The organism is Sphingobium sp. R-21, from assembly GCF_049913335.1.
Taxonomy (GTDB): Bacteria; Pseudomonadota; Alphaproteobacteria; order Sphingomonadales; family Sphingomonadaceae; genus Sphingobium.
On sequence record NZ_CP184374.1, the window covers coordinates 2,256,483 to 2,276,878 of the forward strand.

Annotated in this window: 18 protein-coding genes; 11 read left to right on the forward strand and 7 right to left on the reverse strand. The window is 65.8% G+C overall.

Going from position 1 to position 20,396, the window contains the following annotated elements; translation table 11 throughout:
* Positions 1-17: 17 nt before the first annotated feature.
* The 4 genes from ACN9MX_RS10835 to ACN9MX_RS10850 form a co-directional block, all read right to left on the reverse strand.
* Positions 18-704, reverse strand: a complete 687-nt coding sequence (locus ACN9MX_RS10835) for a TonB family protein (protein ID WP_426386966.1) — start codon at positions 702-704, stop codon at positions 18-20.
* 187 nt (positions 705-891) lie between these two features.
* Positions 892-2,157: a DUF445 domain-containing protein gene (locus tag ACN9MX_RS10840; protein WP_426386967.1), complete on the reverse strand. Its 1,266-nt coding sequence runs from the start codon at positions 2,155-2,157 to the stop codon at positions 892-894.
* A gap of 234 nt (positions 2,158-2,391) precedes the next feature.
* Complete coding sequence (locus ACN9MX_RS10845) at positions 2,392-5,550, reverse strand: efflux RND transporter permease subunit (RefSeq protein ID WP_426386968.1); 3,159 nt, start codon at positions 5,548-5,550, stop codon at positions 2,392-2,394.
* Positions 5,551-5,602: 52 nt separating this feature from the next.
* On the reverse strand, positions 5,603-6,775 hold the full coding sequence (locus ACN9MX_RS10850; RefSeq protein WP_363737501.1) for an efflux RND transporter periplasmic adaptor subunit: 1,173 nt from the start codon (positions 6,773-6,775) through the stop codon (positions 5,603-5,605).
* Between the two features lie 199 nt (positions 6,776-6,974).
* Here ACN9MX_RS10850 and ACN9MX_RS10855 point away from each other — a divergent pair, with 199 nt between their 5' ends.
* Positions 6,975-7,223, forward strand: coding sequence for a GlsB/YeaQ/YmgE family stress response membrane protein (locus tag ACN9MX_RS10855; protein WP_426386970.1), 249 nt, complete (start codon positions 6,975-6,977; stop codon positions 7,221-7,223).
* A 62-nt stretch (positions 7,224-7,285) separates the two neighbouring features.
* On the opposite strand, the gene ACN9MX_RS10860 is transcribed toward ACN9MX_RS10855, so the two are convergent.
* From ACN9MX_RS10860 to ACN9MX_RS10870, 3 genes are all read right to left on the reverse strand, one after another.
* Positions 7,286-7,540, reverse strand: coding sequence for a GlsB/YeaQ/YmgE family stress response membrane protein (locus ACN9MX_RS10860; RefSeq protein WP_013848281.1), 255 nt, complete (start codon positions 7,538-7,540; stop codon positions 7,286-7,288).
* A 158-nt stretch (positions 7,541-7,698) separates the two neighbouring features.
* Positions 7,699-7,998 (reverse strand): DUF1153 domain-containing protein, encoded by a 300-nt coding sequence (locus tag ACN9MX_RS10865; protein ID WP_007687284.1) that lies wholly within the window; start codon positions 7,996-7,998, stop codon positions 7,699-7,701.
* A 105-nt stretch (positions 7,999-8,103) separates the two neighbouring features.
* Positions 8,104-8,403, reverse strand: a complete 300-nt coding sequence (locus ACN9MX_RS10870) for a hypothetical protein (protein ID WP_363737499.1) — start codon at positions 8,401-8,403, stop codon at positions 8,104-8,106.
* A 122-nt stretch (positions 8,404-8,525) separates the two neighbouring features.
* Between ACN9MX_RS10870 and mnmA the strand changes: the two genes are divergently transcribed.
* From mnmA to bioD, 10 genes are all read left to right on the forward strand, one after another.
* Positions 8,526-9,647, forward strand: coding sequence for a tRNA 2-thiouridine(34) synthase MnmA (mnmA, locus tag ACN9MX_RS10875; protein WP_426386972.1), 1,122 nt, complete (start codon positions 8,526-8,528; stop codon positions 9,645-9,647).
* A gap of 86 nt (positions 9,648-9,733) precedes the next feature.
* Complete coding sequence (gene hisG, locus ACN9MX_RS10880; RefSeq protein ID WP_426386973.1) at positions 9,734-10,396, forward strand: ATP phosphoribosyltransferase; 663 nt, start codon at positions 9,734-9,736, stop codon at positions 10,394-10,396.
* Positions 10,386-11,675, forward strand: coding sequence for a histidinol dehydrogenase (gene hisD / locus ACN9MX_RS10885; RefSeq protein WP_426386974.1), 1,290 nt, complete (start codon positions 10,386-10,388; stop codon positions 11,673-11,675). The genes hisG and hisD overlap by 11 nt, the downstream gene beginning before the upstream one ends.
* An 87-nt stretch (positions 11,676-11,762) precedes the next feature.
* Positions 11,763-12,209 carry a transcription antitermination factor NusB gene (gene nusB, locus ACN9MX_RS10890; RefSeq protein WP_133652460.1) on the forward strand — a complete coding sequence of 149 codons (447 nt, stop codon included), beginning with the start codon at positions 11,763-11,765 and terminating at the stop codon, positions 12,207-12,209.
* 59 nt (positions 12,210-12,268) lie between these two features.
* Positions 12,269-13,183: a thiamine-phosphate kinase gene (thiL, locus tag ACN9MX_RS10895; RefSeq protein ID WP_426386976.1), complete on the forward strand. Its 915-nt coding sequence runs from the start codon at positions 12,269-12,271 to the stop codon at positions 13,181-13,183.
* 239 nt (positions 13,184-13,422) lie between these two features.
* Positions 13,423-15,546 carry a sodium-translocating pyrophosphatase gene (locus ACN9MX_RS10900; RefSeq protein ID WP_426386977.1) on the forward strand — a complete coding sequence of 708 codons (2,124 nt, stop codon included), beginning with the start codon at positions 13,423-13,425 and terminating at the stop codon, positions 15,544-15,546.
* A gap of 78 nt (positions 15,547-15,624) precedes the next feature.
* The gene (locus ACN9MX_RS10905; RefSeq protein ID WP_426386979.1) at positions 15,625-17,574 is read left to right on the forward strand and encodes an alpha/beta hydrolase family protein; all 1,950 of its coding nucleotides are present in this window, start codon (positions 15,625-15,627) and stop codon (positions 17,572-17,574) included.
* A 126-nt stretch (positions 17,575-17,700) separates the two neighbouring features.
* Positions 17,701-18,381, forward strand: coding sequence for a DUF2490 domain-containing protein (locus tag ACN9MX_RS10910; protein ID WP_363737492.1), 681 nt, complete (start codon positions 17,701-17,703; stop codon positions 18,379-18,381).
* A 208-nt stretch (positions 18,382-18,589) separates the two neighbouring features.
* Positions 18,590-19,714 (forward strand): 8-amino-7-oxononanoate synthase, encoded by a 1,125-nt coding sequence (locus tag ACN9MX_RS10915; protein ID WP_426386980.1) that lies wholly within the window; start codon positions 18,590-18,592, stop codon positions 19,712-19,714.
* Complete coding sequence (gene bioD / locus ACN9MX_RS10920; protein ID WP_426386981.1) at positions 19,711-20,322, forward strand: dethiobiotin synthase; 612 nt, start codon at positions 19,711-19,713, stop codon at positions 20,320-20,322. The genes ACN9MX_RS10915 and bioD overlap by 4 nt, the downstream gene beginning before the upstream one ends.
* Positions 20,323-20,396: the final 74 nt, after the last annotated feature.

The window sequence follows — 20,396 nt, forward strand, 5'->3', positions numbered from 1 at the left end:
CCCCTTGTTGTTGGATTTCAGGCGTCTGCCAGCCGGAAATGGACTGTCAGCACCCTGGTCGAACTGACCGGCACCCCATCCCGAGTCGCCGGGCGGAAGCGCCATTTGCGCAGCGCCTGACGCTGGGTGGCGATCCAGAACGCCTCGTCCGCCGCCGACAGCCGCTCTATGTCGATGACGCGTCCGTCGGTGCCGATGGTGACGCGGACCACCACCTTGCCCTCCATCCCCTGCCGGATCATCGCACCGGGATAATCGGGCTGGAACATGGCCAGCGCGCGGGGATCGATGCTGGCCTCCGTCAGCACGGGCTGGGGCGGCAGTATGTCGGGCGGCGTGCCCGTGCCCGTGCCAGTTCCACCTGTAACGGTGCGATCTTCGCCCTTCATGGTGAAGCCCGTGGGCGGCGGCGGTATGATCGGCTTTTCCACTATCGTCGGATGCGATTTGGGCTGGGGCAAGGGTTTGGAGTCGGTCTCCGGCTGCGCCTGTTCCGGAGGGGGCGGCGTGTCGGCCACCGGATAGGTGATCAGGGGCGGCGGATCGCGGAAGACATCGATCATCTCCTTGGGCATCAGCAGATAGGCACCCACCACCAGCGCATGGACGGCGACCGCGCCTCCTATGCCGATGGGGGAACGCTTGCCGCCGCTATAGCCGGAAATGGTTTCGCTGCCTGCCACACCCATGCTGATACGCTGCATATTACCCTCCTGTCGTCGCTTCCTCTTCGGGAATCGATATGTGACGTTACAACATACTTCTATGATATGTTGCAACATTAATTTTGAAGGCGCAGCGCGTATATTATCCTCCCGGTATGGTCTCCCCGATCCTAGAGCGGGTTTCGATCTGATCGAATCAGATCGCTGCTCTGGATTCTTTGCTGTCCTAGAGCAGCGTGTCGACGCTGTGTATGGCCAGCCCCACCAGCCCGCCCACCAGCGTGCCGTTGACCCGGATATATTGCAGGTCGCGCCCGACCGCATGTTCCAGCCGGCTGGTGACGGTCCCCGCGTCCCAACCGCGCACCGTTTCGCTGACCAGCTTGACGATGGCATCGCCATAGGTCGCCGTCGCTCCCACCGCCGCGCGGCGCACGAAACGATTGATGAGGAAGCGCAGCCGGTCGTCCTGCTGCAGGGTCGCGCCAAGCTGGTGGAGCGCCTCGCCCAACCGTCCCGCCATCGCCTTGCCGGGATCGCGCACCGCCCGCAGCAGCCCGCCCCGCGCCTGTTCCCACAGGCCGTCGATCCAGCGCTGCATCGCCGGATTGTCGACGATCTCGTCGCGGATACGGGCGACGCGGGCCTGCATCTCCGGGCCGAACTGCAGGTCGGCGGCCAGCTTCGTCAGTCCTTCCTCCGCCTTCAGGCGAAGGCTGTGGCCGGGATCCTGCGCCATGTCGGTCAGCAGCTTGCGCAGCCCGTCGATGATCGCATTGGACAGATTTTCGTCCAGGCCGGTCCAGCGCAGGATCTTGCCCGAACGGTCATGCACCATCTGCCGGACCAGATGGTCGTTCGCCGCCAGCGTCCGGTCCGCCCACAGGATGATGCCGTCCATCACCGGGGCATGGCGCCCGTCGCGCATCGCCGCTTCCAGCGCCTGGCCGATCAGCGGGGCCAGGTTCATGGCGCGCAGCCGCTGGGCGATGGCGCCCTTCACCATGCCGCCCAGCCGTTCCTGGTCCAGCGCCTCCAATATGTCCGCGGCGAGCCGGGACGCGCCCTCCCGCAGGCGCCCGTCGCCGCTGGCGGGGCTCGACAGGAAGCGCCCGGCTGCCCCCGCCATGTCCAGCCGCTGCATTCGTCGCGCCACCACGGCGGGGGTCAGGAAATTGTCGCGCAGGAACAGGGCGAGCGTATCACCGATCCGATCCTTGTTGCGCGGGATGATCGCGGTATGCGGGATCGGCAGGCCCAGCGGATGGCGGAAAAGCGCCGTGACGGCGAACCAGTCCGCCAGGCCGCCAACCATCGCCGCCTCGGCAAAGGCCTGGACGAATCCGATCGCAGGATGAAGATGAGCAGTCGCCCGCGCCGCCAGAAACAGCGCCGCCATCGCCAGCAACATGCCCGTCGCCACCATCCGCATCCGCCGCGCCGGATGGACTGGGCTGGCGACGGCGGGCCGGGACGGAGCGAGCATCTTCATGACCGGCTAACGGTTACGCCGCCGTTTCGTTCAGGCAAGCGCTTCTTTTGCGGGAAGGCGGATGCAATCCGGCAACGGGCGGCAGCGGATGTCAGGCGCACGGTGCTCCTGCGAAGGCAGGAACCCAGTTCCGTACCCGATGGAACAGCGTCACGCCTGAACCTGGCCCCGGCCTCCACCGGCACAGGACGCGCCATCAAGCCGTTGCCGTGAGCAAATGTCCGCCCGCGATCCCTACTCCGCCGGCTGCGTCGCTCCCGCGCGATCGTCGCCGGGCTTGTATGTCAGCAGGCGGCGGCCCAGGCGCGGACCGATCCATTCCTCGATCCCCAGCGCCAGGCTGAAGGTCGCAGGCACGATCACCAGCGTCAGCACGGTCGACAGGATCAGGCCGCCGATCACGGTGATGCCCATGGGCGCGCGCCAGGCGCCGTCGCCGCTCAGCGACGCGGCGGTCGGCACCATTCCGGCCACCATCGCCACAGTGGTCATGACGATCGGCTGCGCGCGCTTGTGCCCGGCATCGATGATCGCCTCCAGCTTCGGAACGCCCTTGCCCATCTCCTCCAGCGCGAAGTCGATGACGAGGATGGAATTCTTCGCGACGATGCCCAGCAGCATCAGCAGCCCGATCAGCACTGGCATGGACACCGGATTGCCCGTCAGGTGCAGGGCGATCGCCCCGCCCAGCGGCGCCAGCACCAGCGACCCCAGGTTGACGAAGGGCGGCATCAGCCGCTTGTACAGCAGCGTCAGCACCGCCAGCACCAGCATGATGCCGGAAACGACGGCGATCATGAAGTTCTGGATCATCTCCGCCTGCCACTTGCTGTCGCCGGTATTCAGCTTCTGCACGCCCGGGATCTGGCCTGCGGCGATCGCCTTCATCGTCGGCAGGGCGTCGATCTTCGCCATCGCCTCGCTGGTGACGACGCCCGGCGCCAGGTCCGCACCCACGACGATGCGGCGGATCTGGTTGTATCGGCGGATCTGCGTCGGACCGGCGCCGAATTCGATATCGGCCACGACCTTCAACGGCACGGAGCCGCCATTGACAGTGGGCACCGGCATGTTCTGGATGGTCGCCAGATCGCGCCGGCTGTTTTCCGCGACCGCCACGCGAATCGGAATCTGCCGGTCGGACAGGGAGAATTTGGCGCTGTTTTGATCGATGTCGCCGATCGTCGCGACGCGGATCGTCTGGCTGAGCGCGGCGGTGGTGACGCCCAGGCTGGCGGCGAGGTCGAATCGCGGCTTGATGACGATCTCGGGCCGGTTCATGTCGCCCGCCACGCGCGGCGCGCGAATTTCGCGAATGCCCGCCATTTCCGCCACCAGCTTGTTGGCGGTCTGCTCCAGCCTCACGGGATCGTCGCTGCCGAACATGATGATGATGTCGCGGCCGAAGCCGCCGCCCGACTGCGACTGGAAATTGACGCGGGCGTCGGCCACCTGCTGGAATTGGGGCGCGATCTTGCGTTCCCATTCGACCGAGGAGATCGGCCGGTCCTTCCGCAGCGTCAGGAAGATGTCGGCGCCGGTCGTCTGGATATCGGCAAAGGCGGCCTCGACCATGTCCTTGTCGGCGGCCAGCATGTCCGCGACCTTGCGCGTGATCGCCGTCGTCTGCTGCAACGTGCTGCCGGGCACGGTCTCGATCTTCACCTGGCTGAAATCGGTGTCGATCGTCGGCTGGAACGACATGGGCAGCGTGGCGAAGGCGAAGATCGTGGCGGCGAAAGCCAGAAAGCCCATGCCCATCGTCCAGATGCGATGGTCGCGCAGCCAGGCGGTGAAACGCGCCCGGCCGCCGCGGGCGCGATGGGCCACGGCCTTGCGCTCGTCCAGCGACCAGCGCAGCACGGCCATGTACACGTCCATCATCCGGCCTTCGCCATGGCTTTCCTGGCCATGGGCCTTCAGGAAATAGGCCGCGATCATCGGCGTGATCAGGCGTGCGACCGCCAGGCTGAGCAGCACGGCGACCACGACCGTCATGCCGAACTGGATGAAGAACTGTCCGGAAATGCCCGGCATCAACGCCACCGGCAGGAACACCGCGACGATGGCCATGGTGGTGGCCAGCACCGCCAGCCCGATTTCATCAGCGGCGTCGATGGACGCCTGATAGGCGCTTTTGCCCATGCGCATGTGGCGCACGATATTCTCGATCTCCACGATCGCGTCGTCGACCAGCACGCCCGCGACCAGGCTGAGCGCCAGCAGCGAGATGCCGTTCAGGGTAAAGCCCATCATGTCCATGAACCAGAAGGCCGGAATCGCGGACAGCGGAATGGCCAGCGCGGAGATCATCGTCGCGCGCCAGTCGCGCAGGAACAGGAAGACGATGACCACGGCCAGCACCGCCCCCTCGATCATCGCCTGCATGGCGCTGTGATATTGGCCTCTGGTATATTCGACGCTGGTATAGAGCTGCTTGTACTGGACCTTCGGATTTTCCTTCCGCAACTGGTCCAGCACCTTCATCGCATCGTCGAACACGGTGACGTCGGACGATCCCTTGGCCTTTTCCATGCTGAAGCTGGTCACCTGCCGCCCGTTCATCAGCGACAGCGAACGCTGTTCGGCATACATGTCGCGCACATCGGCTAGGTCGGCCAGCTTGACGGTGCGGCCGCCGGAAATGGCGATCTGGGTCTGGCCCAGCGCATAGGCGTCACGGGCGTTACCCAGCACGCGGATCGCCTGTTCGGCACCGGCGATCTCGGTCCGGCCGCCAGCCGCATTCAGATTCACCTGCTGAAGCTGCTGGTTGACCTGGCCGGCGGTGATGCCATGCGATTGCAGCTTGGCGGGGTTCAGGATCACGCGGATTTCGCGGGAAACGCCGCCGCCGCGCTTGACCGCCGCCATGCCCGGCACCCCCAGCAACCGCTTGGCGACGGTATTGTCGACGTACCAGGACAGTTCTTCCAGCGTCATGTCCGTCGCTTCGGCGCTGAAATAGGCGATCGGCCCGCCGTCGATGTCGACGCGGCTGACCCGCGGCGCCAGGATTCCCTCGGGCAGGTCGCTGCGGATCTGGTCGACGGCATTCTTCACATCATTGACGGCGCGGTCGACCGGCGTTCCGATCTGGAACTGCACATTGGTGTTGGACTGGCCCTCCGACACCCAGGAGGTGATTTCGTCCACGCCGCTGATGCCGCGCACGGCGGCTTCGACGCGCTGCGTGACCTGCGTTTCCAGCTCCGTCGGCGCGGCGCCGGGCTGGAGCACGACGACGCTGACCATGGGGAAGCTGACGTCCGGATTCTGGTTGACGTCCATCCGGCTGAAACTGACCAGGCCGGCCAGCAGCAGCGCGACGAACAGCACGATCGGCGACACCGGGTTGCGGATGGCCCAGGCGGAGATATTACGAAAACTCATGACGGCTTCCTCGCCTGCCGGTGGACGCGCCGGGCGGGCGCGTCCCGCCGCTTCATTTCGACCTGCTGACCTCGGGCTTCACCTTCTGCCCCGGCGTCAGGAAGGCCCCGGCCGAAGCCACGATGCGTTCGTCGCCATTGAGGCCGTTCAGGATCGCCACCCCGACATCGGTCACCTGACCGATCTTGACGTCGCGCCTCTGCACTTCGTCGCGGCCGTTGACGACATAGACATAATTGCCCTTCTCATCGCTCTGCACCGCCGATTCCGGCAGCATCGGCGCATAGCCGGTGCCGCTCACGATCGTGGCGGAGGCGAAGCCGCCCGGACGGATCGCCGGATTATAGGGGATGGCGATACGGGCGATGCCCTGCCTCGTCTGGTTGTCGACGACGGGCGACACCTGCCACACGCGCCCGGCAAATTGCGCCGTGCCGCCGACCGGGGTCACCGTGGCGCCGTTGCCCGGACGAATGGTCGCCAGATCGCCTTCGCTGAGCTGGGCGAGCATTTCCATCTCCCCGTCCTTCGCCATGCGGAACAATACGGCGCTGCCCGCGCTCACGATCTGGCCGGGTTCCACCGCGCGGGTCAGCACCAGTCCGGCGGCGGGAGCGCGAATGTCCAGCCGGCCGGTACGGGCGCGCTGCTCGGCCAGTTGCGCGACCGCGACGTTAACGCGGGCATTGGCGGCATCACGGGTCGCGGTCCGCTGATCGATATCGGCCTGGCTGATGAAGCCCCGCGCGACCAGAGTCTTGGCGCGGTCGAGCTGGGCCTGCGCCAGCTTGGCGTCGGCGCGGTTGACCTCCACCTGCGCGGCGAGCGACCGGACCTGCTCGGTCTGGACGGAGCGCTCCACCGTCGCCAGCACCTGGCCGGCGCGCACCCAGTCGCCCGGCTGGACCAGCACGCGCGTCACCGCGCCGCCTTCCCCAACCACGCCGACCGGCATTTCCACCCGCGCCGCGAGCGATCCCGTCGCGCTGACACTGTTCGATACGGTCGACCGGCCGGGGCTGATCACCGTCACGACGGGCGCCTGCGCCGCACTGGTCGGCGCATCGGCGCCCTTGCTATGCATGCTGACCCATGTGGCGATCGCAATCAGGATGATCGCGACGATGGCACCGATCGTCAGCCGCCGGCGCCAGCCGGAGCGCTCCTCCTGCTCGCCAAGAACATGTGCCGGGGCATCGCCGACCAAGGAAGTCTCGTAATTCATCCTGAACCCATCTTTCGGCCATAGGCGCCGTTCGGGTTGCTGTATTATATGAATACATCACCCGGCTCAAGCCCCCATTGCGACGGCGCTCCCAGGCTGCGCGAAACCCGTCCCGGCGCTGGACTCCCTGCCAAATGGGCCCCTTGCCAAAACAGCCCGACTGTGGCGCAATGCATGCTATAGCGGCTGGAGGGCGGCGATGGAATTGCTCGGATGGATCATGGTCGGCCTGTTCGCGGGCGCCATCGCGCGACTGATCATGCCCGGACGCCATCCGGGCGGCTGCGTGCTGACCATATTGCTGGGCATCGCCGGCGCCCTGCTGGCGGGCTATGTCGGGCGGCTGCTGGGCGTCTATGCGCCCGGAGAGCAGGCGAGCTTCATCGCCGCGGTGCTGGGGTCGATCGGCGTGCTCGCGCTCTATTCCTTCTTCGCCGGACGGGGCTGACCCGCAGAAAAAGGCCGCGCCCTTGCGGGGGCACGGCCCTTTTGTTCATGCATGGTGCTGTTTTAGCGGACCGAACCGCGCCGCACCAGATTGACGATCGCGAGCAGGATGATCGCGCCGACCAGCGACACCAGGAAGCTGTAAAGCGTTAGACCGTCATTGATCGAACCACCGCTGAAGATCAGGCCGCCGATGAACGCGCCGACAATGCCGACGACGATGTTCAGCAGGATGCCCTGTTGTGCGTCGGTCCGCATGACCATGCTGGCAAGCCAGCCGATGACGCCGCCGACAACGAGCCACAAGATGATGCCCATATCTCACTCTCCTTGGACCATAGCCCCTTTCGGGTGGGCTGATCTGTTCAACGGAGAAGTCGGCGTTACGTTCCCTTTCACCCCTTGACAAAGAAGAAGGCCGCCGGATGCCAGATCCGGCGGCCTTGTTGCGACCCTCTATTGCCGTAATGGCTTGATCAGTATTTCTGCTGCCGTTCGTAGAGGGACTTGTAATATTGGATGCGCGTCACGCGCAGGCCGTGCATGCCTGAACGGTCGACGGCCCGCTGCCAGCTGGCGAATTCCTCCAGCGTCAGCGAATAGCGCGCGCAGGCTTCGTCCACCGTCAGCAGTCCGCCATTCACGGCCGCCACGACCTCCGCCTTGCGGCGCACGACCCAGCGCGTCGTGTCGACGGGGGGAAGGCTTTCCAGAGTCAGGGGTTCTCCTAGCGGCCCGACGACCTGTGCAGGTCTGATTTTCTGGTTTTCGATCATTATCACCCTCAATATGCGGCACTGGCGTTGCCGATTTCAGCAGTGCTTCCCTGTTTGCGCTGCAAGCCCTGAACAGGCCCTAAAGCGCCACGGTAAACGCCCCCTTCATCTTCCTTGCCCCACCCTTAAAAGGTTCGCGATCAACGGGTTAAAGCTGCCCGCGAGCCCCACGGCCTCGATATTGCCGCTGGAACGTGGCGCGAGGATATCGGCCAGTTCCTGCACCCAGTCGCCCTCGATTTCCTGCCCCCGCAGGATGCCTGCGACCGCCTGCGCGGTGGGGCTGGCCGCCTGCGCTGCCGCCGAAGCGGCCCGCAAGGACGGCCAGACCGGCACGCGCCGCCGGCCAGAAGGCTTGACGAAGCCGGCCTTGAGCCCGCTCGTCCGAAGGAATCCCAGATCCATGGGTGAGTGATTTACGGAATAAAGGATAAGGTCCGGTAAACTTGTCCCCAAAATGGGGATGGTTGCGACGAAGCGTTGAATCCGTCTGGCACCCCGAAGGGCGGGCGACTATATGCGCGCCCATGCATTCCCAGTTCCCGCCTGCCCGGTTCGATCTCCAGGACCCGCTCGATGCGCGGCGTATCGTCGTCGCCATGTCCGGCGGCGTGGACAGCAGCGTCGTTGCCGCCCTTGCCGCTCGCACGGGCGCGGAAACCATCGGCGTCACGCTCCAGCTCTATGATCATGGCGCGGCGGTGGGGCGCACCGGAAGCTGCTGCGCCGGGCAGGACATACGCGATGCCCGCGCCGTCGCCGACCGAATCGGCATTGCGCATTATGTCTTTGATTATGAAAGCCGTTTTCGTGATTCGGTGATTTCGGACTTTGCCGACGAATATATGGCCGGGCGCACCCCCATTCCCTGCGTCAAATGCAATATGGGGGTGAAGTTCACGGACCTGTTCCAGATCGCGCGCGACCTGGGCGCCGACTGCCTCGTCACCGGCCATTATGTCCGCCGGATCGAGGGCGCGCAGGGGGCCGAACTGCATCGCGCCGCCGATCCCGCGCGGGACCAGAGCTATTTTCTCTTCGCCACGACTCAGGCGCAGCTCGACTATCTTCGCTTTCCGCTCGGCGGCCTGCCCAAGCCCCAGGTGCGGGAGATCGCGGCCGAACTCGGCCTGTCGGTGGCGATGAAGCCCGACAGCCAGGACATCTGCTTCGTGCCCGACGGCGATTATGCGAAGATCGTCCGCAAGCTGCGCCCCGATGCCGACGAGGGCGGCGACATTGTCCATGTCGACGGCCGCCTGCTTGGCAGACACAAGGGGATGATCCATTACACCGTCGGCCAGCGCAAGGGGCTGGAGATCGGCGGACAGGCCGAACCACTCTATGTCGTGCGACTGGATGCCGAAGGGCGGCGCGTCATCGTCGGGCCGAAGGCGGCGCTGGCGGTGTCGGCGGCGCGGCTTTCCGACATCAACTGGCTGGGCGGGGACTTCGCCGGGCCGCTCTCCGCCAAGGTACGTTCCATGGCCAGGCCGGTTCCGGCGCGGCTGGAGGGTGATCGGCTGGTCTTCGACGCCCCTGAATATGGCGTCGCGCCGGGACAGGCGGCGGTGCTCTATGCGGGCGATCGGGTGCTGGGGGGCGGCTGGATCGCGGCGACCGAAGCGGCGCTCGCAACGGCGGCGTGATCCCGGTCCCTCCTGCACGCGGGCAGGGTTCGGGATTTGCCAGCGACCTTGCCCTTTTTCGCCCCGCCAACTAAGGGCGGCCTGTCATGACTCGTCCGCTCACCTTCGCCATTCCCAAGGGACGCATCCTCGATGAGGTTCTGCCCCTGCTTGCCAAAGCCGGTATCGAGCCGGAGGCGGAATTCCATGACAAGAAGAGCCGCGCCCTCCGTTTCGCCACCAACCGACCGGACGTATCGATCATCCGCGTGCGCGCTTTCGATGTCGCGACCTTCGTGGCGCACGGCGCGGCGCAGATCGGCATTGTCGGGTCGGACGTGCTGGAAGAATTCGACTATTCGGAAATCTACGCGCCGGTGGACCTGGACATGGGCCATTGCCGCCTGTCGGTTGCGGAGCCCATGGGACTGGCCGACGAGGACGAAGCGGCGATGAGCCATGTGCGCGTCGCGACCAAATATCCCCATCTGACGCGCAAATATTATGAGGCGCGGGGCATTCAGGCCGAATGCGTGAAGCTGAATGGGGCGATGGAACTCGCGCCGTCGCTGGGCCTGTCGCGCCGGATCGTGGACCTTGTATCCTCGGGCGCGACGCTCAAGGCCAACGGGCTGGTCGAAACCAATGTCATCATGCAGGTGTCGGCGAGGCTGATCGTCAATCGCGCCGCGTTCAAGATGCGCTCGGCGGAACTGACGCCGCTGGTGGAAGCCTTCCGCAAGGCCGTGGGGGTGCAGGATGCCGCTTAGGCTCGACAGCCGCAACGCGGATTTCGCCGCCGCCTTCACCGCGCTGGTCGACGCCCGGCGGGAAGCCGATGAGGATGTGTCGCGCGACGTGACCGCGATCCTGAAGCGGGTCCGGGCAGAGGGCGATGCGGCCCTGGCCGATTATACCAGCCGCTTCGACCGGCACGACCTGGACATCAGCGGCTGGTCGGTGACGCCGGCCGAATGCCGGGCGGCGCTGGACGGGCTTTCGACCGAACTGCGCGATGCCCTGGAACTCGCGGCGGCGCGCATCGCGGCCTATCATGAGAAGCAGAAGCCGCAGGACAGCGACAGCGTCGATGCCGCGGGCGTCCGCCTGGGCGCGCGCTGGAACGCCGTCGATGCGGCGGGGCTCTATGTGCCCGGCGGGCGGGCCGCCTATCCCAGTTCGCTGCTGATGAACGTGATCCCGGCCAGGGTCGCGGGCGTGTCGCGCATCGCCATGGTAACGCCGACCCCCAATGGCGAGATCAACCCGCTCGTGCTCGCAGCAGCCTCCATCGCGGGGATCGAGGAAATCTGGCGCGTCGGCGGCGCGCAGGCGGTGGCGGCGCTCGCTTATGGCACGGACCGGATCCGGCCGGTCGACGTCATCACCGGCCCCGGCAATGCCTGGGTGGCGGAGGCGAAGCGCCAGCTATACGGCGTCGTCGGCATCGACATGGTTGCCGGCCCGTCGGAGATCGTCGTGGTCGCTGACGGGAAGAATGATGCCGACTGGATTGCCGCCGACCTGCTCAGCCAGTCGGAACATGACCCGACCAGCCAGTCGATCCTGTTCACCGACGACGGCGCCTTCGCCGATGCGGTCGCGGCGGCGGTCGAACGGGCGCTGCCCCGGCTGGCGACGGAGGCCGTCGCCCGGACGAGCTGGAACGCCAATGGCGCGATCATCGTCGTGCGCGACCTGGAAGAGGCCATGCCGCTGGTCGACCGCCTCGCCGCCGAGCATCTGGAGCTCGCCGTGGACGATCCCGACGCCCTGTTCGGTCAGGTGCGCCATGCCGGATCCGTCTTCCTCGGCCGGATGACGCCCGAAGCGGTGGGCGATTATATCGCCGGCCCGAACCATGTGCTGCCGACCGGGCGGCGCGCGCGCTTCTCCTCCGGCCTGTCGGTGCTCGACTTCATGAAGCGGACCAGCTTCCTCAGCCTCGACCGGAAGGCCATCGACGCCATCGGCCCCGCCGCCGTCGCCCTGGCGCAGGCGGAGGGACTTCCCGCGCATGCGGCATCGGTGGCGCTGAGATTGGAATAGCCCCGCCCGCACCCTGCCGAAGCCTGTCCCTCACCGCGTCGGGCAAAGGGCTTCGACAGGTCCGGCCCGAACCGTTATGGAAAGAATATGAACGACCGCTCCAGATCTCGCTCCGCTGCGCGCCTCGCCGCGGTCCAGGCGCTCTACCAGCTTGAGATGGAGGGCACGCCGCTCCAACTGTTGCTGCATGAATTCCACCAGCATCGCCTGGGCGCCACCATAGAGGATGTCACCTATGCGCAGGCGGAGGAGAGCTTTTTCGACGATATCGTGCAGGGCGTCGACCGGCGGCGGGAGGAGATTGACGGGCTGGTCGTGGCGCGCCTCTCCAAGGGCTGGAGCCTGGAACGGCTCGACAAGCCGATGCGGCAGATCCTGCGCGCCGGCACCTATGAGCTGATCGCCCGCCAGGATGTGGCGACCGGCACGGTTATCAGCGAATATGTCGATGTCGCGCACGCCTTCTACGACAAGCGAGAGGCGGGTTTCGTGAACGGCCTGCTGGACGCCGTGGCGAAGGATGTGCGGAAATAGGTCCGCTCCATCCTCGGCCGATCGGCGGGCATGGCAAGCTCGGAGGATAGGGTCCGGTCATGTCCGCTGAATCCCGTTTCCTCACCCTGCTCCGCCTGCTGGCGAACGATCCCGCCGCCCGGGGCCTGCAGGATGATGTGGCAGTGCTCGAATTCGGCGACGCGCGCCTGATCCTCACCAGCGACACCATGGTGGAGGGCGTGCATTATCTCCCCACCGACCCGCCCGCCGATATCGGCTGGAAGCTGGCGGCGGTGAACCTTTCCGACCTCGCCGCCAAGGGCGCAAGGCCGCTTGGCTGCCTGCTCAACTATGCGCTTTCGGGCGACGAGGATTGGGACGCGGCCTTTCTGGAAGGGCTGGGCGAGGCGCTGGGCCGCCATGCCATGCCCTTGCTGGGCGGCGACACGGTGCAGATGCCCAGGGGCGCGCCGCGCAGCTACAGCCTGACCGCGCTGGGCGAGGCGACGGGCCCGGTTCCGATGCGTGGCGGCGCGAAGGCGGGCGACCGGCTCTATCTGACAGGCCCGGTGGGCGATGCAGGGGTCGGACTGGACCTGCTGCGGTCCATGGCCGGCGCGTCGGGACCGCTGGTGGAGGCCTATCGCCGTCCACGCCCGCGCCTCGCCGAAGGGGCGCTGCTCGCCCATCATGTCCACGCCATGATGGACATATCCGACGGTCTGCTGATCGACGCTTCCCGCATGGCGCAGGCAAGCGGGCTGGCGGTCACCATCGACCATGTCCCGCTCTCCCCGTCGCTGGAGGCTGCGCGCGGGGCCAGCAACGCCGTCCATCTCGCGGCGGCGCGGGCGGGGGATGATTATGAACTGCTCTTTGCCCTGCCCGCCGCGGCCAGGCCGCCCGTGCGCGCCATACCCGTCGGCCGTTTCACGAAGGGCAAGGGCCTGACGCTGACAATAGACGGCGTGGCGATCCCGCTTCCCGACCGTCTGGGCTGGGAACATGGCTGATCGGCGTTGATTTGCCTTAACATCGTAACGGGTTGACGCGCGCCGTCGGCCATGTAGCTTCACGACCGACCTTTCTCAGCCCGGTAGGACCGCATGATATGCGTGAGCTACGATGCTGATTGACGCGGTGCCCGATGCCGGAAGCGCATGTTCCGGCCGCCCGCCCTTACGCCCTTCGCCCGCCCGTCATTCCCTGCGGAGCGGCCGATGACAGGCATAACAGGGGGAGAGGAACATCCATGCAGATTGTCACGATTGCCATAGGGTGCGGCCTGCTGGCCGTGCTCTACGGCCTCATCACCAGTAGACAGGTGCTGGCGGCGTCCGCCGGCAATGAAACCATGCAACAGATTGCCGGCGCGATTCAGGAGGGGGCGAAGGCCTATCTCGGCCGGCAATATACCACCATCGGCATGGTCGGCGTCGTCGTCGCGGCGCTGGTCTTCTTCTTCCTCGGTGCGACGTCGACGGTCGGCTTCCTGATCGGGGCGATCCTGTCCGGCGCGGCCGGCTTCATCGGCATGAACATCTCCGTGCGCGCCAATGTCCGCACGGCGGAGGCCGCACGCGACACGCTGCAAAGCGGGCTGACCGTCGCCTTCCGGGCAGGGGCTATCACCGGCATGCTGGTCGCGGGACTGGCCTTGCTCGCGATCAGTGTCTTTTTCTGGTATCTGACCGGACCCGCAGGCCATGCGCCCGACGACCGGATGGTGATCGACTCCCTCATCGCGCTGGCCTTCGGCGCCAGCCTCATCTCCATCTTCGCGCGCCTGGGCGGCGGCATCTTCACCAAGGCGGCCGACGTCGGCGCGGACCTGGTCGGCAAGGTGGAAGCCGGCATTCCGGAGGATGACCCCCGCAACCCCGCCGTCATCGCGGACAATGTGGGCGACAATGTCGGCGACTGCGCAGGCATGGCGGCCGATCTGTTCGAAACCTATGTGGTGACGGTGGGCGCGACCATGGTGCTGACCGCGCTGCTGGTGACGGGGGTCGACAACGCCTTCCTGATGCGCCTGATGTCGCTGCCGCTGATCGTCGGCGGCGTATGCATCATCACCTCGATCATCGGCACCTACATGGTGCGGCTGGGCGCGAGCCAGTCGATCATGGGCGCGCTGTACAAGGGCTTCTGGACCACCGCGATCCTGTCGATCCCGGCGCTCTATGCCGTGACGCACTTCGCGCTGGGCGACCTCAACGCCCGTTTCGGGACCGATCTGGACGGCGCGGGCGGCTATAGCGGTATGGCGTTGTTCTGGTCGATGATGGTCGGCCTCGCGGTCACGGGCCTGATCGTGTGGATCACCGAATATTATACCGGCACCAACTATCGCCCGGTGCGCAGCATCGCCCGCGCGTCGGAAACCGGCCATGGCACCAACGTCATCCAGGGGCTGGCCATCAGCCTGGAGGCGACGGCCCTGCCGACGCTGGTGATCGTGATCGGCATCATCGTCGCCTACCAGCTTGCGGGCCTGATCGGCATCGCCTTCGCCGCAACCGCCATGCTGGCGCTGGCAGGCATGGTCGTCGCGCTCGACGCCTATGGCCCCGTCACCGACAATGCGGGCGGCATTGCGGAAATGTCGCATCTCGACGACAGCGTCCGGGTCAAGACCGACGCGCTCGACGCGGTGGGCAACACCACGAAGGCGGTGACGAAGGGCTATGCCATCGGTTCGGCCGGCCTTGCCGCGCTGGTGCTGTTCGGCGCCTATACGGAGGATCTGAAATTCTACAACAGCGCGCTCGGCCTCACCGAGCCGGTCGATTTCAGCCTCTCCAACCCCTATGTCATCGTCGGCCTGCTGCTGGGCGCGCTGCTGCCCTATCTGTTCGGCGCCATGGGCATGACCGCAGTGGGCCGTGCCGCGGGCGACGTGGTCAAGGACGTGCGCGACCAGTTCGCCACCAACAAGGGCATCATGGAGGGCACGTCGCGGCCCGATTATGCCCGGACGGTGGACCTCGTCACCCGCGCCGCGATCAAGGAGATGGTCATCCCCAGCCTGCTGCCGGTGCTGGCGCCGATCGTCGTCTATTTCGCGATCTCGGCCGTGGCTGGCACGCCCAACGGCTTTGCGGCCCTGGGCGCGCTGCTGCTGGGCGTCATCGTGTCCGGCCTGTTCGTGGCCCTTTCCATGACCTCGGGCGGCGGCGCCTGGGACAATGCGAAGAAATATATCGAGGATGGCCATCATGGCGGCAAGGGCAGCGAAGCCCACAAGGCTGCCGTGACCGGCGACACTGTGGGCGATCCCTACAAGGACACGGCCGGCCCGGCCGTCAATCCGATGATCAAGATCACCAACATCGTCGCCCTGCTGCTGCTGGCCGCCCTCGCACACGGCGCATAAATCACCGATAAAAATGGAAAGACAGGAAAATGGCCCCGCCTTATAGAAAGGCGGGGCCATTATTTTACGGGGGAAAGATTGAGGGGATTTTCTGTCGTCGCGGGCGTCCTGCTCGCCCAGCTCTGCGTGTCCGCCAGAGCCGAGACGGCACCCGCGCCGCGCAAGGAATGGCCGGTCGAGGCCTTTGCCGAACTGCCGATGATGGTGGAACCGCAACTCTCGCCCAATGGGATGCACCTGGCTGCCAGGGTGGCACGCAACGGCGAGCTGCTGCTGATGATCGCTTCCATCGCAGACGAGCCCAACCGTGTTCGCACGCTGTCCTTGGGAGAAAACGACCTGAACTGGTGGCGCTGGGTCAATGACGACTGGCTGATTGCCGGCATAGGCAGCGAAACCAGCGTGCAGGGCATGCCTTGGTCGATCAGCCGCGTCGCCAGCATCAAACGAGACGGGTCGAAGATCAACATACTGGCCAAGAATGTGGCGGCGCAGAATGGCGACGATGTCATATGGGTTGCCAGCGATGGCAGCCCTCGCATCCTGCTGGCCTATCAGTCATCCATCTACGACGATGAAGCCGGTTTCTGGCCGCAGGTTGACGAGGTGGACGTCACCAACGGAAGGATGCGCCCGGTGGTGCAGCCGCGCCGGAATGTCATGTCATGGTATGCCGATGCGACCGGCGCGGTGCGCATGGGGGTCGGCTATGAAGATACGACGCGGATGGCGAAGCTTCTCTATCGTGACGATGGGCGCTCGAACTTCCGGGTGATCGACCGGGCCAACCGCCGACGCGACGAATCCATGGTCGTGCCGATGCTTTTCACCGCCGATCCCGGCAAGGCGATCGCCAGTGACGACCATGAAGGCACCAATGCCCTGTACGAATATGATCTGACCAGACTGGAATTGGGGAAGAAGATCTTCGCCGCACCCGGTTTCGACATCGACGGGATAGAGCGCGATACGGCTGGTACGGGCCTTGCCGGGGTGCGCTATACGGCCGACGGCCCGGAAGTCCACTGGTTCGATGAGGGGCTGGCGAAGATTCAGGCCGATATCGACAAGGCGGTCGGCGCCCAGCGTCGCGCCCGCATCGTGTCCACCAGCCGGGACCATCAGCGCATGATCGTGCACGTCGGCAGCGCGGACCAGCCGGGAACCTATTATTATTACGACACCTCCGCCGGCGTGATGAGCAGCCTGTCGAAGATCAGCCAGAATTTCGGTCCCGGCATCCATCTCTCGCCGGTCAGGACGATTCGTTACAAGGCCCGCGACGGGCTGGAGATCACTGCGGTGCTGACCCTGCCAGCAGGCAGGGACCCAAAAAATCTGCCGTTGATCCTGATGCCGCATGGCGGCCCCTTTGCGCGCGACAGCGAAGAATGGGACTGGTGGGTGCAGTTCCTGGCCTATCGCGGCTATGCGGTGCTGCAGCCCAATTATCGGGGCTCCTCCGGTTATGGTACCGCCCTTGCGGAAAAAGGGGAGGGGCAGTGGGGCCTTGCCATGCAGGACGACCTCAACGACGCGGTCGACTGGGCGGTGAAGGAGGGAATCGCCGATGCGAAACGGGTCTGCATCGTCGGCGCGTCCTATGGCGGCTATGCGGCGATGCGCGGGGCGCAGCGCGATGGCGGCCGCTATCGTTGCGCCATTTCTTATGCAGGGGTCTCCGACCTTTCGGCGATGATGCGCTATGACGGCCGCTTCCTCAATCATGGCACGCGGAAGGATTGGATGAAGCAACAGGCGCCCGATTTTGCTTCCGTTTCTCCGATTAACTTCGCGGGGCAATTGTCCACACCTATCCTGCTGATGCATGGCAGGAAGGATCGGCGGGTACAGGTGAGTCAGTCACGCGAAATGGCGGAGAAACTGAAGGCAGCAGGTAAAATCGCCGGGCGCGACTATATCTATGTTGAACAGCCGCTGGCCGACCATTTCTTTTCCCGCCAGGCGGATCGGCTGGACTTTCTCCAGCGCATGGACGCCTTTCTGAAGGAGCATAATCCGGCCTGACCAGGCGCACGCGCCATCCCGCGCAGGCCAGAAAGTCACAAATTAGAAATATCATAGTCACAAGACTGTAACGCAATGGTCATAGTGGGCCCTCGTTCGCCAGCTTGGCGGAGGGGAGAATTGATCATGCGACTGACCTGCAAGCTGCTGCCCGCGCTCGCCCTGCTGGCTGCTCCGGCCGTGGCCCACGCCAGCGAGGACGAACAACTCTGGACCACCGCCAGCGCGACGGTGAAGCTGAGCGATCACTGGCGTTTCTCGCAGGAGGTCGTCGCCCGCTTCAGCAACGATCGCGACGGGCTGTACGAGGTCGAGATGAATTCGCTGATCGGCTACAAGATCGGCAAGAAGGTGACGGTCTGGGCCGGCTATACCCACGACCCCAATTATAATGCCGGCGATTTCGCGGTGATGGAGCATCGCGGGCGGCAGCAGGTGACCTTCGACAATATCGTGAAGATCGGACCCGGCCAGCTCAGCGCCCGCCTGCGGCTGGAGGAACGCTGGCGCGAAGGGATCGACGGCACGGCCTGGCGGCTGCGTCCCTATGTCAAATATGTGCTGCCGTTCAGGGAAGGCGGCAAGACCGCGCTGGTGCTCAGCCATGAAAGTTTCATCGATTTCAACACCACCAATTTCCAGCGGGTCCAGGGGGAGGAGCGGATGCGCAACCAGATCGCCATCACCACCCCGCTCGCGAAGAATGTGAATGCGGAGATCGGCTATCTTCACCAGCATGGTTTCCGGCCGGGCGCCGACGACAGCAATGACAATGTCGCCTCCTTCTCGCTGGGCTTTTCCTTCTGATCTGCGACAAGGGGCCTGTCCTGGCCATTGATTGCCATTGATTGCCATTGATCGGCATGTGCTCCTGCGCAGGCGGGAGCACGCTTTGCCCGGACCGAACCGGAACGTCGGCCGCCCCCCTCGTCCCGTCCCGTCCACAGCCGGAGCGAACCGGCGGATCGGCGGTCGGGCTTGCCCGCCCCCGCGTGGCAGGCCTATAGGCCGCGCCATGACCAGCGAACCCTTCCGCTCGCAGCTCGCCGCGCTGGAAAGGCGCGGCCGCCTGCGCAGCCTCACCCCTCGCGCCGGGCGGGACTTTGCCTCGAACGATTATCTGGGCCTTGCCGGCGATCCGATCATCGGTCAGGCGGTGGCTGATGCGGTGGCGCGCGGCGTGCCGGTGGGATCGGGCGGGTCGCGCCTGCTGCGCGGCAATGCGCCCGAACATGAAGGGCTGGAGGCGAAGGCCGCCGATTTCTTCCGTACCCCGGCGGCGCTGTTCATGGCCAACGGCTTCGCCGCCAATCTCGCGCTGTTCTCCACCCTGCCGCAGCGCGGCGACCTGATCGTCGCGGACGAACTGATCCATGCCAGCGTCCATGACGGCCTCCGCATGTCGAAGGCCGTCGCCGTCTTCGCCCGCCACAATGATGTGCAGAGCTTTGCCGACCTGATTGCCGCCTGGCGGCTGGAGGGCGGCAAGGGGCGCGTGTGGATCGCGGTCGAAACGCTCTACTCGATGGATGGCGACTTGGCCCCGCTCAGCGACCTCGCGGCGCTGGCGGCGAAGCATGACGCCATGCTGATCCTGGACGAAGCCCATGGCACGGGCGTCTTCGGCCCATCCGGGCGCGGGCTGTCGGCCGGGCTGGACGGGCTGCACAATGTCGTCACACTGCACACCTGCGGGAAGGCGATGGGCGTGGAGGGCGCGCTGATCTGCGGACCGCGCATTCTGGTCGACTATCTCATCAACCGGGCGCGCGCCTTCATCTTCTCGACGGCGCCCTCGCCACTCATGGCGGTGGCGGCCTCCGCCGCGCTGGACCGGATCAAGCAGGCGGGCGACCTGCGCGAAAGGTTGAAGACGCTGATGGTCGACGCAAGCGAAAATATCTGCGCGCCGCTCGGCCTGCCAGCCCCGCGCAGCCAGATCGTGCCGGTCATATTGGGCGAGGACCGCCGCGCCATGGCCGCCGCCGCCGCCCTGCAGCAGGCCGGCTTCGACGTGCGCGGCATCCGTCCACCCACCGTGCCGCCGGGCACCAGCCGGCTGCGCATCTCGCTGACGCTGAACGTGGGACGCGCCGACATCGCCGCCCTGGGGGAAACGCTGAGGCGGGTGGCGGCGTGAACGGCTTCATCGTCACCGGCACCGATACCGACATCGGCAAGACCGTCTTCGCCGCAGGGCTGGCGGGTGCGCTTGGCGCTCATTATTGGAAGCCGGTGCAGGCGGGCGTCGATCCTGAGGGGGACAAGGAGCGGGTGGCCGCCCTGTCGGGCCTGCCCCCCTCCCATATCCTGCCGGAGGCCTGTCGCCTGACAACTCCCGCCTCGCCCCATCTGGCGGCGCGGATCGACGGGATCGCAATCACGGCTGAGCGGCTCGCCCTGCCGAAGGTGGACGGCACGCTGGTGGTCGAGGGGGCAGGCGGCCTGATGGTCCCGGTCAGCGAATCGCTACTGATGATCGACCTGTTCGCACTTTGGGGCCTGCCGGTGATCCTGTGCGCGCGGACGGGGCTGGGCACGATCAACCACAGCCTGCTCAGCATAGAGGCCCTGCGCACGCGGGCGATTCCCATTGCCGGCATCGCATTCATCGGCGACGCGCATGCAGAGAATGAGCGGATCATTCCGATATTGGGAAAGGTGCGCGGCCTCGGCCGCTTGCCCTATATCGATCCGCTGGATGCGGGAACGCTGAAGACCGCCTTCACGTCCATAAATCTGCCCTGAAGCACATCCTGCTTCCCGCGACCAAAGCCGCGAGCAAGCCGGATTTTTCGACCAACGACATGGACATGGCCGCC

Bases quoted from the DNA above. Each gene is read 5' to 3' on its own strand.
- ACN9MX_RS10835 (WP_426386966.1), bottom strand. From the start codon at position 704: ATGCAGCGTATCAGCATGGGTGTGGCAGGCAGCGAAACCATTTCCGGC.
- ACN9MX_RS10840 (WP_426386967.1), bottom strand. From the start codon at position 2,157: ATGAAGATGCTCGCTCCGTCCCGGCCCGCCGTCGCCAGCCCAGTCCAT.
- ACN9MX_RS10845 (WP_426386968.1), bottom strand. From the start codon at position 5,550: ATGAGTTTTCGTAATATCTCCGCCTGGGCCATCCGCAACCCGGTGTCG.
- ACN9MX_RS10850 (WP_363737501.1), bottom strand. From the start codon at position 6,775: ATGAATTACGAGACTTCCTTGGTCGGCGATGCCCCGGCACATGTTCTT.
- ACN9MX_RS10855 (WP_426386970.1), top strand. From the start codon at position 6,975: ATGGAATTGCTCGGATGGATCATGGTCGGCCTGTTCGCGGGCGCCATC.
- ACN9MX_RS10860 (WP_013848281.1), bottom strand. From the start codon at position 7,540: ATGGGCATCATCTTGTGGCTCGTTGTCGGCGGCGTCATCGGCTGGCTT.
- ACN9MX_RS10865 (WP_007687284.1), bottom strand. From the start codon at position 7,998: ATGATCGAAAACCAGAAAATCAGACCTGCACAGGTCGTCGGGCCGCTA.
- ACN9MX_RS10870 (WP_363737499.1), bottom strand. From the start codon at position 8,403: ATGGATCTGGGATTCCTTCGGACGAGCGGGCTCAAGGCCGGCTTCGTC.
- mnmA (WP_426386972.1), top strand. From the start codon at position 8,526: ATGCATTCCCAGTTCCCGCCTGCCCGGTTCGATCTCCAGGACCCGCTC.
- hisG (WP_426386973.1), top strand. From the start codon at position 9,734: ATGACTCGTCCGCTCACCTTCGCCATTCCCAAGGGACGCATCCTCGAT.
- hisD (WP_426386974.1), top strand. From the start codon at position 10,386: ATGCCGCTTAGGCTCGACAGCCGCAACGCGGATTTCGCCGCCGCCTTC.
- nusB (WP_133652460.1), top strand. From the start codon at position 11,763: ATGAACGACCGCTCCAGATCTCGCTCCGCTGCGCGCCTCGCCGCGGTC.
- thiL (WP_426386976.1), top strand. From the start codon at position 12,269: ATGTCCGCTGAATCCCGTTTCCTCACCCTGCTCCGCCTGCTGGCGAAC.
- ACN9MX_RS10900 (WP_426386977.1), top strand. From the start codon at position 13,423: ATGCAGATTGTCACGATTGCCATAGGGTGCGGCCTGCTGGCCGTGCTC.
- ACN9MX_RS10910 (WP_363737492.1), top strand. From the start codon at position 17,701: ATGCGACTGACCTGCAAGCTGCTGCCCGCGCTCGCCCTGCTGGCTGCT.
- ACN9MX_RS10915 (WP_426386980.1), top strand. From the start codon at position 18,590: ATGACCAGCGAACCCTTCCGCTCGCAGCTCGCCGCGCTGGAAAGGCGC.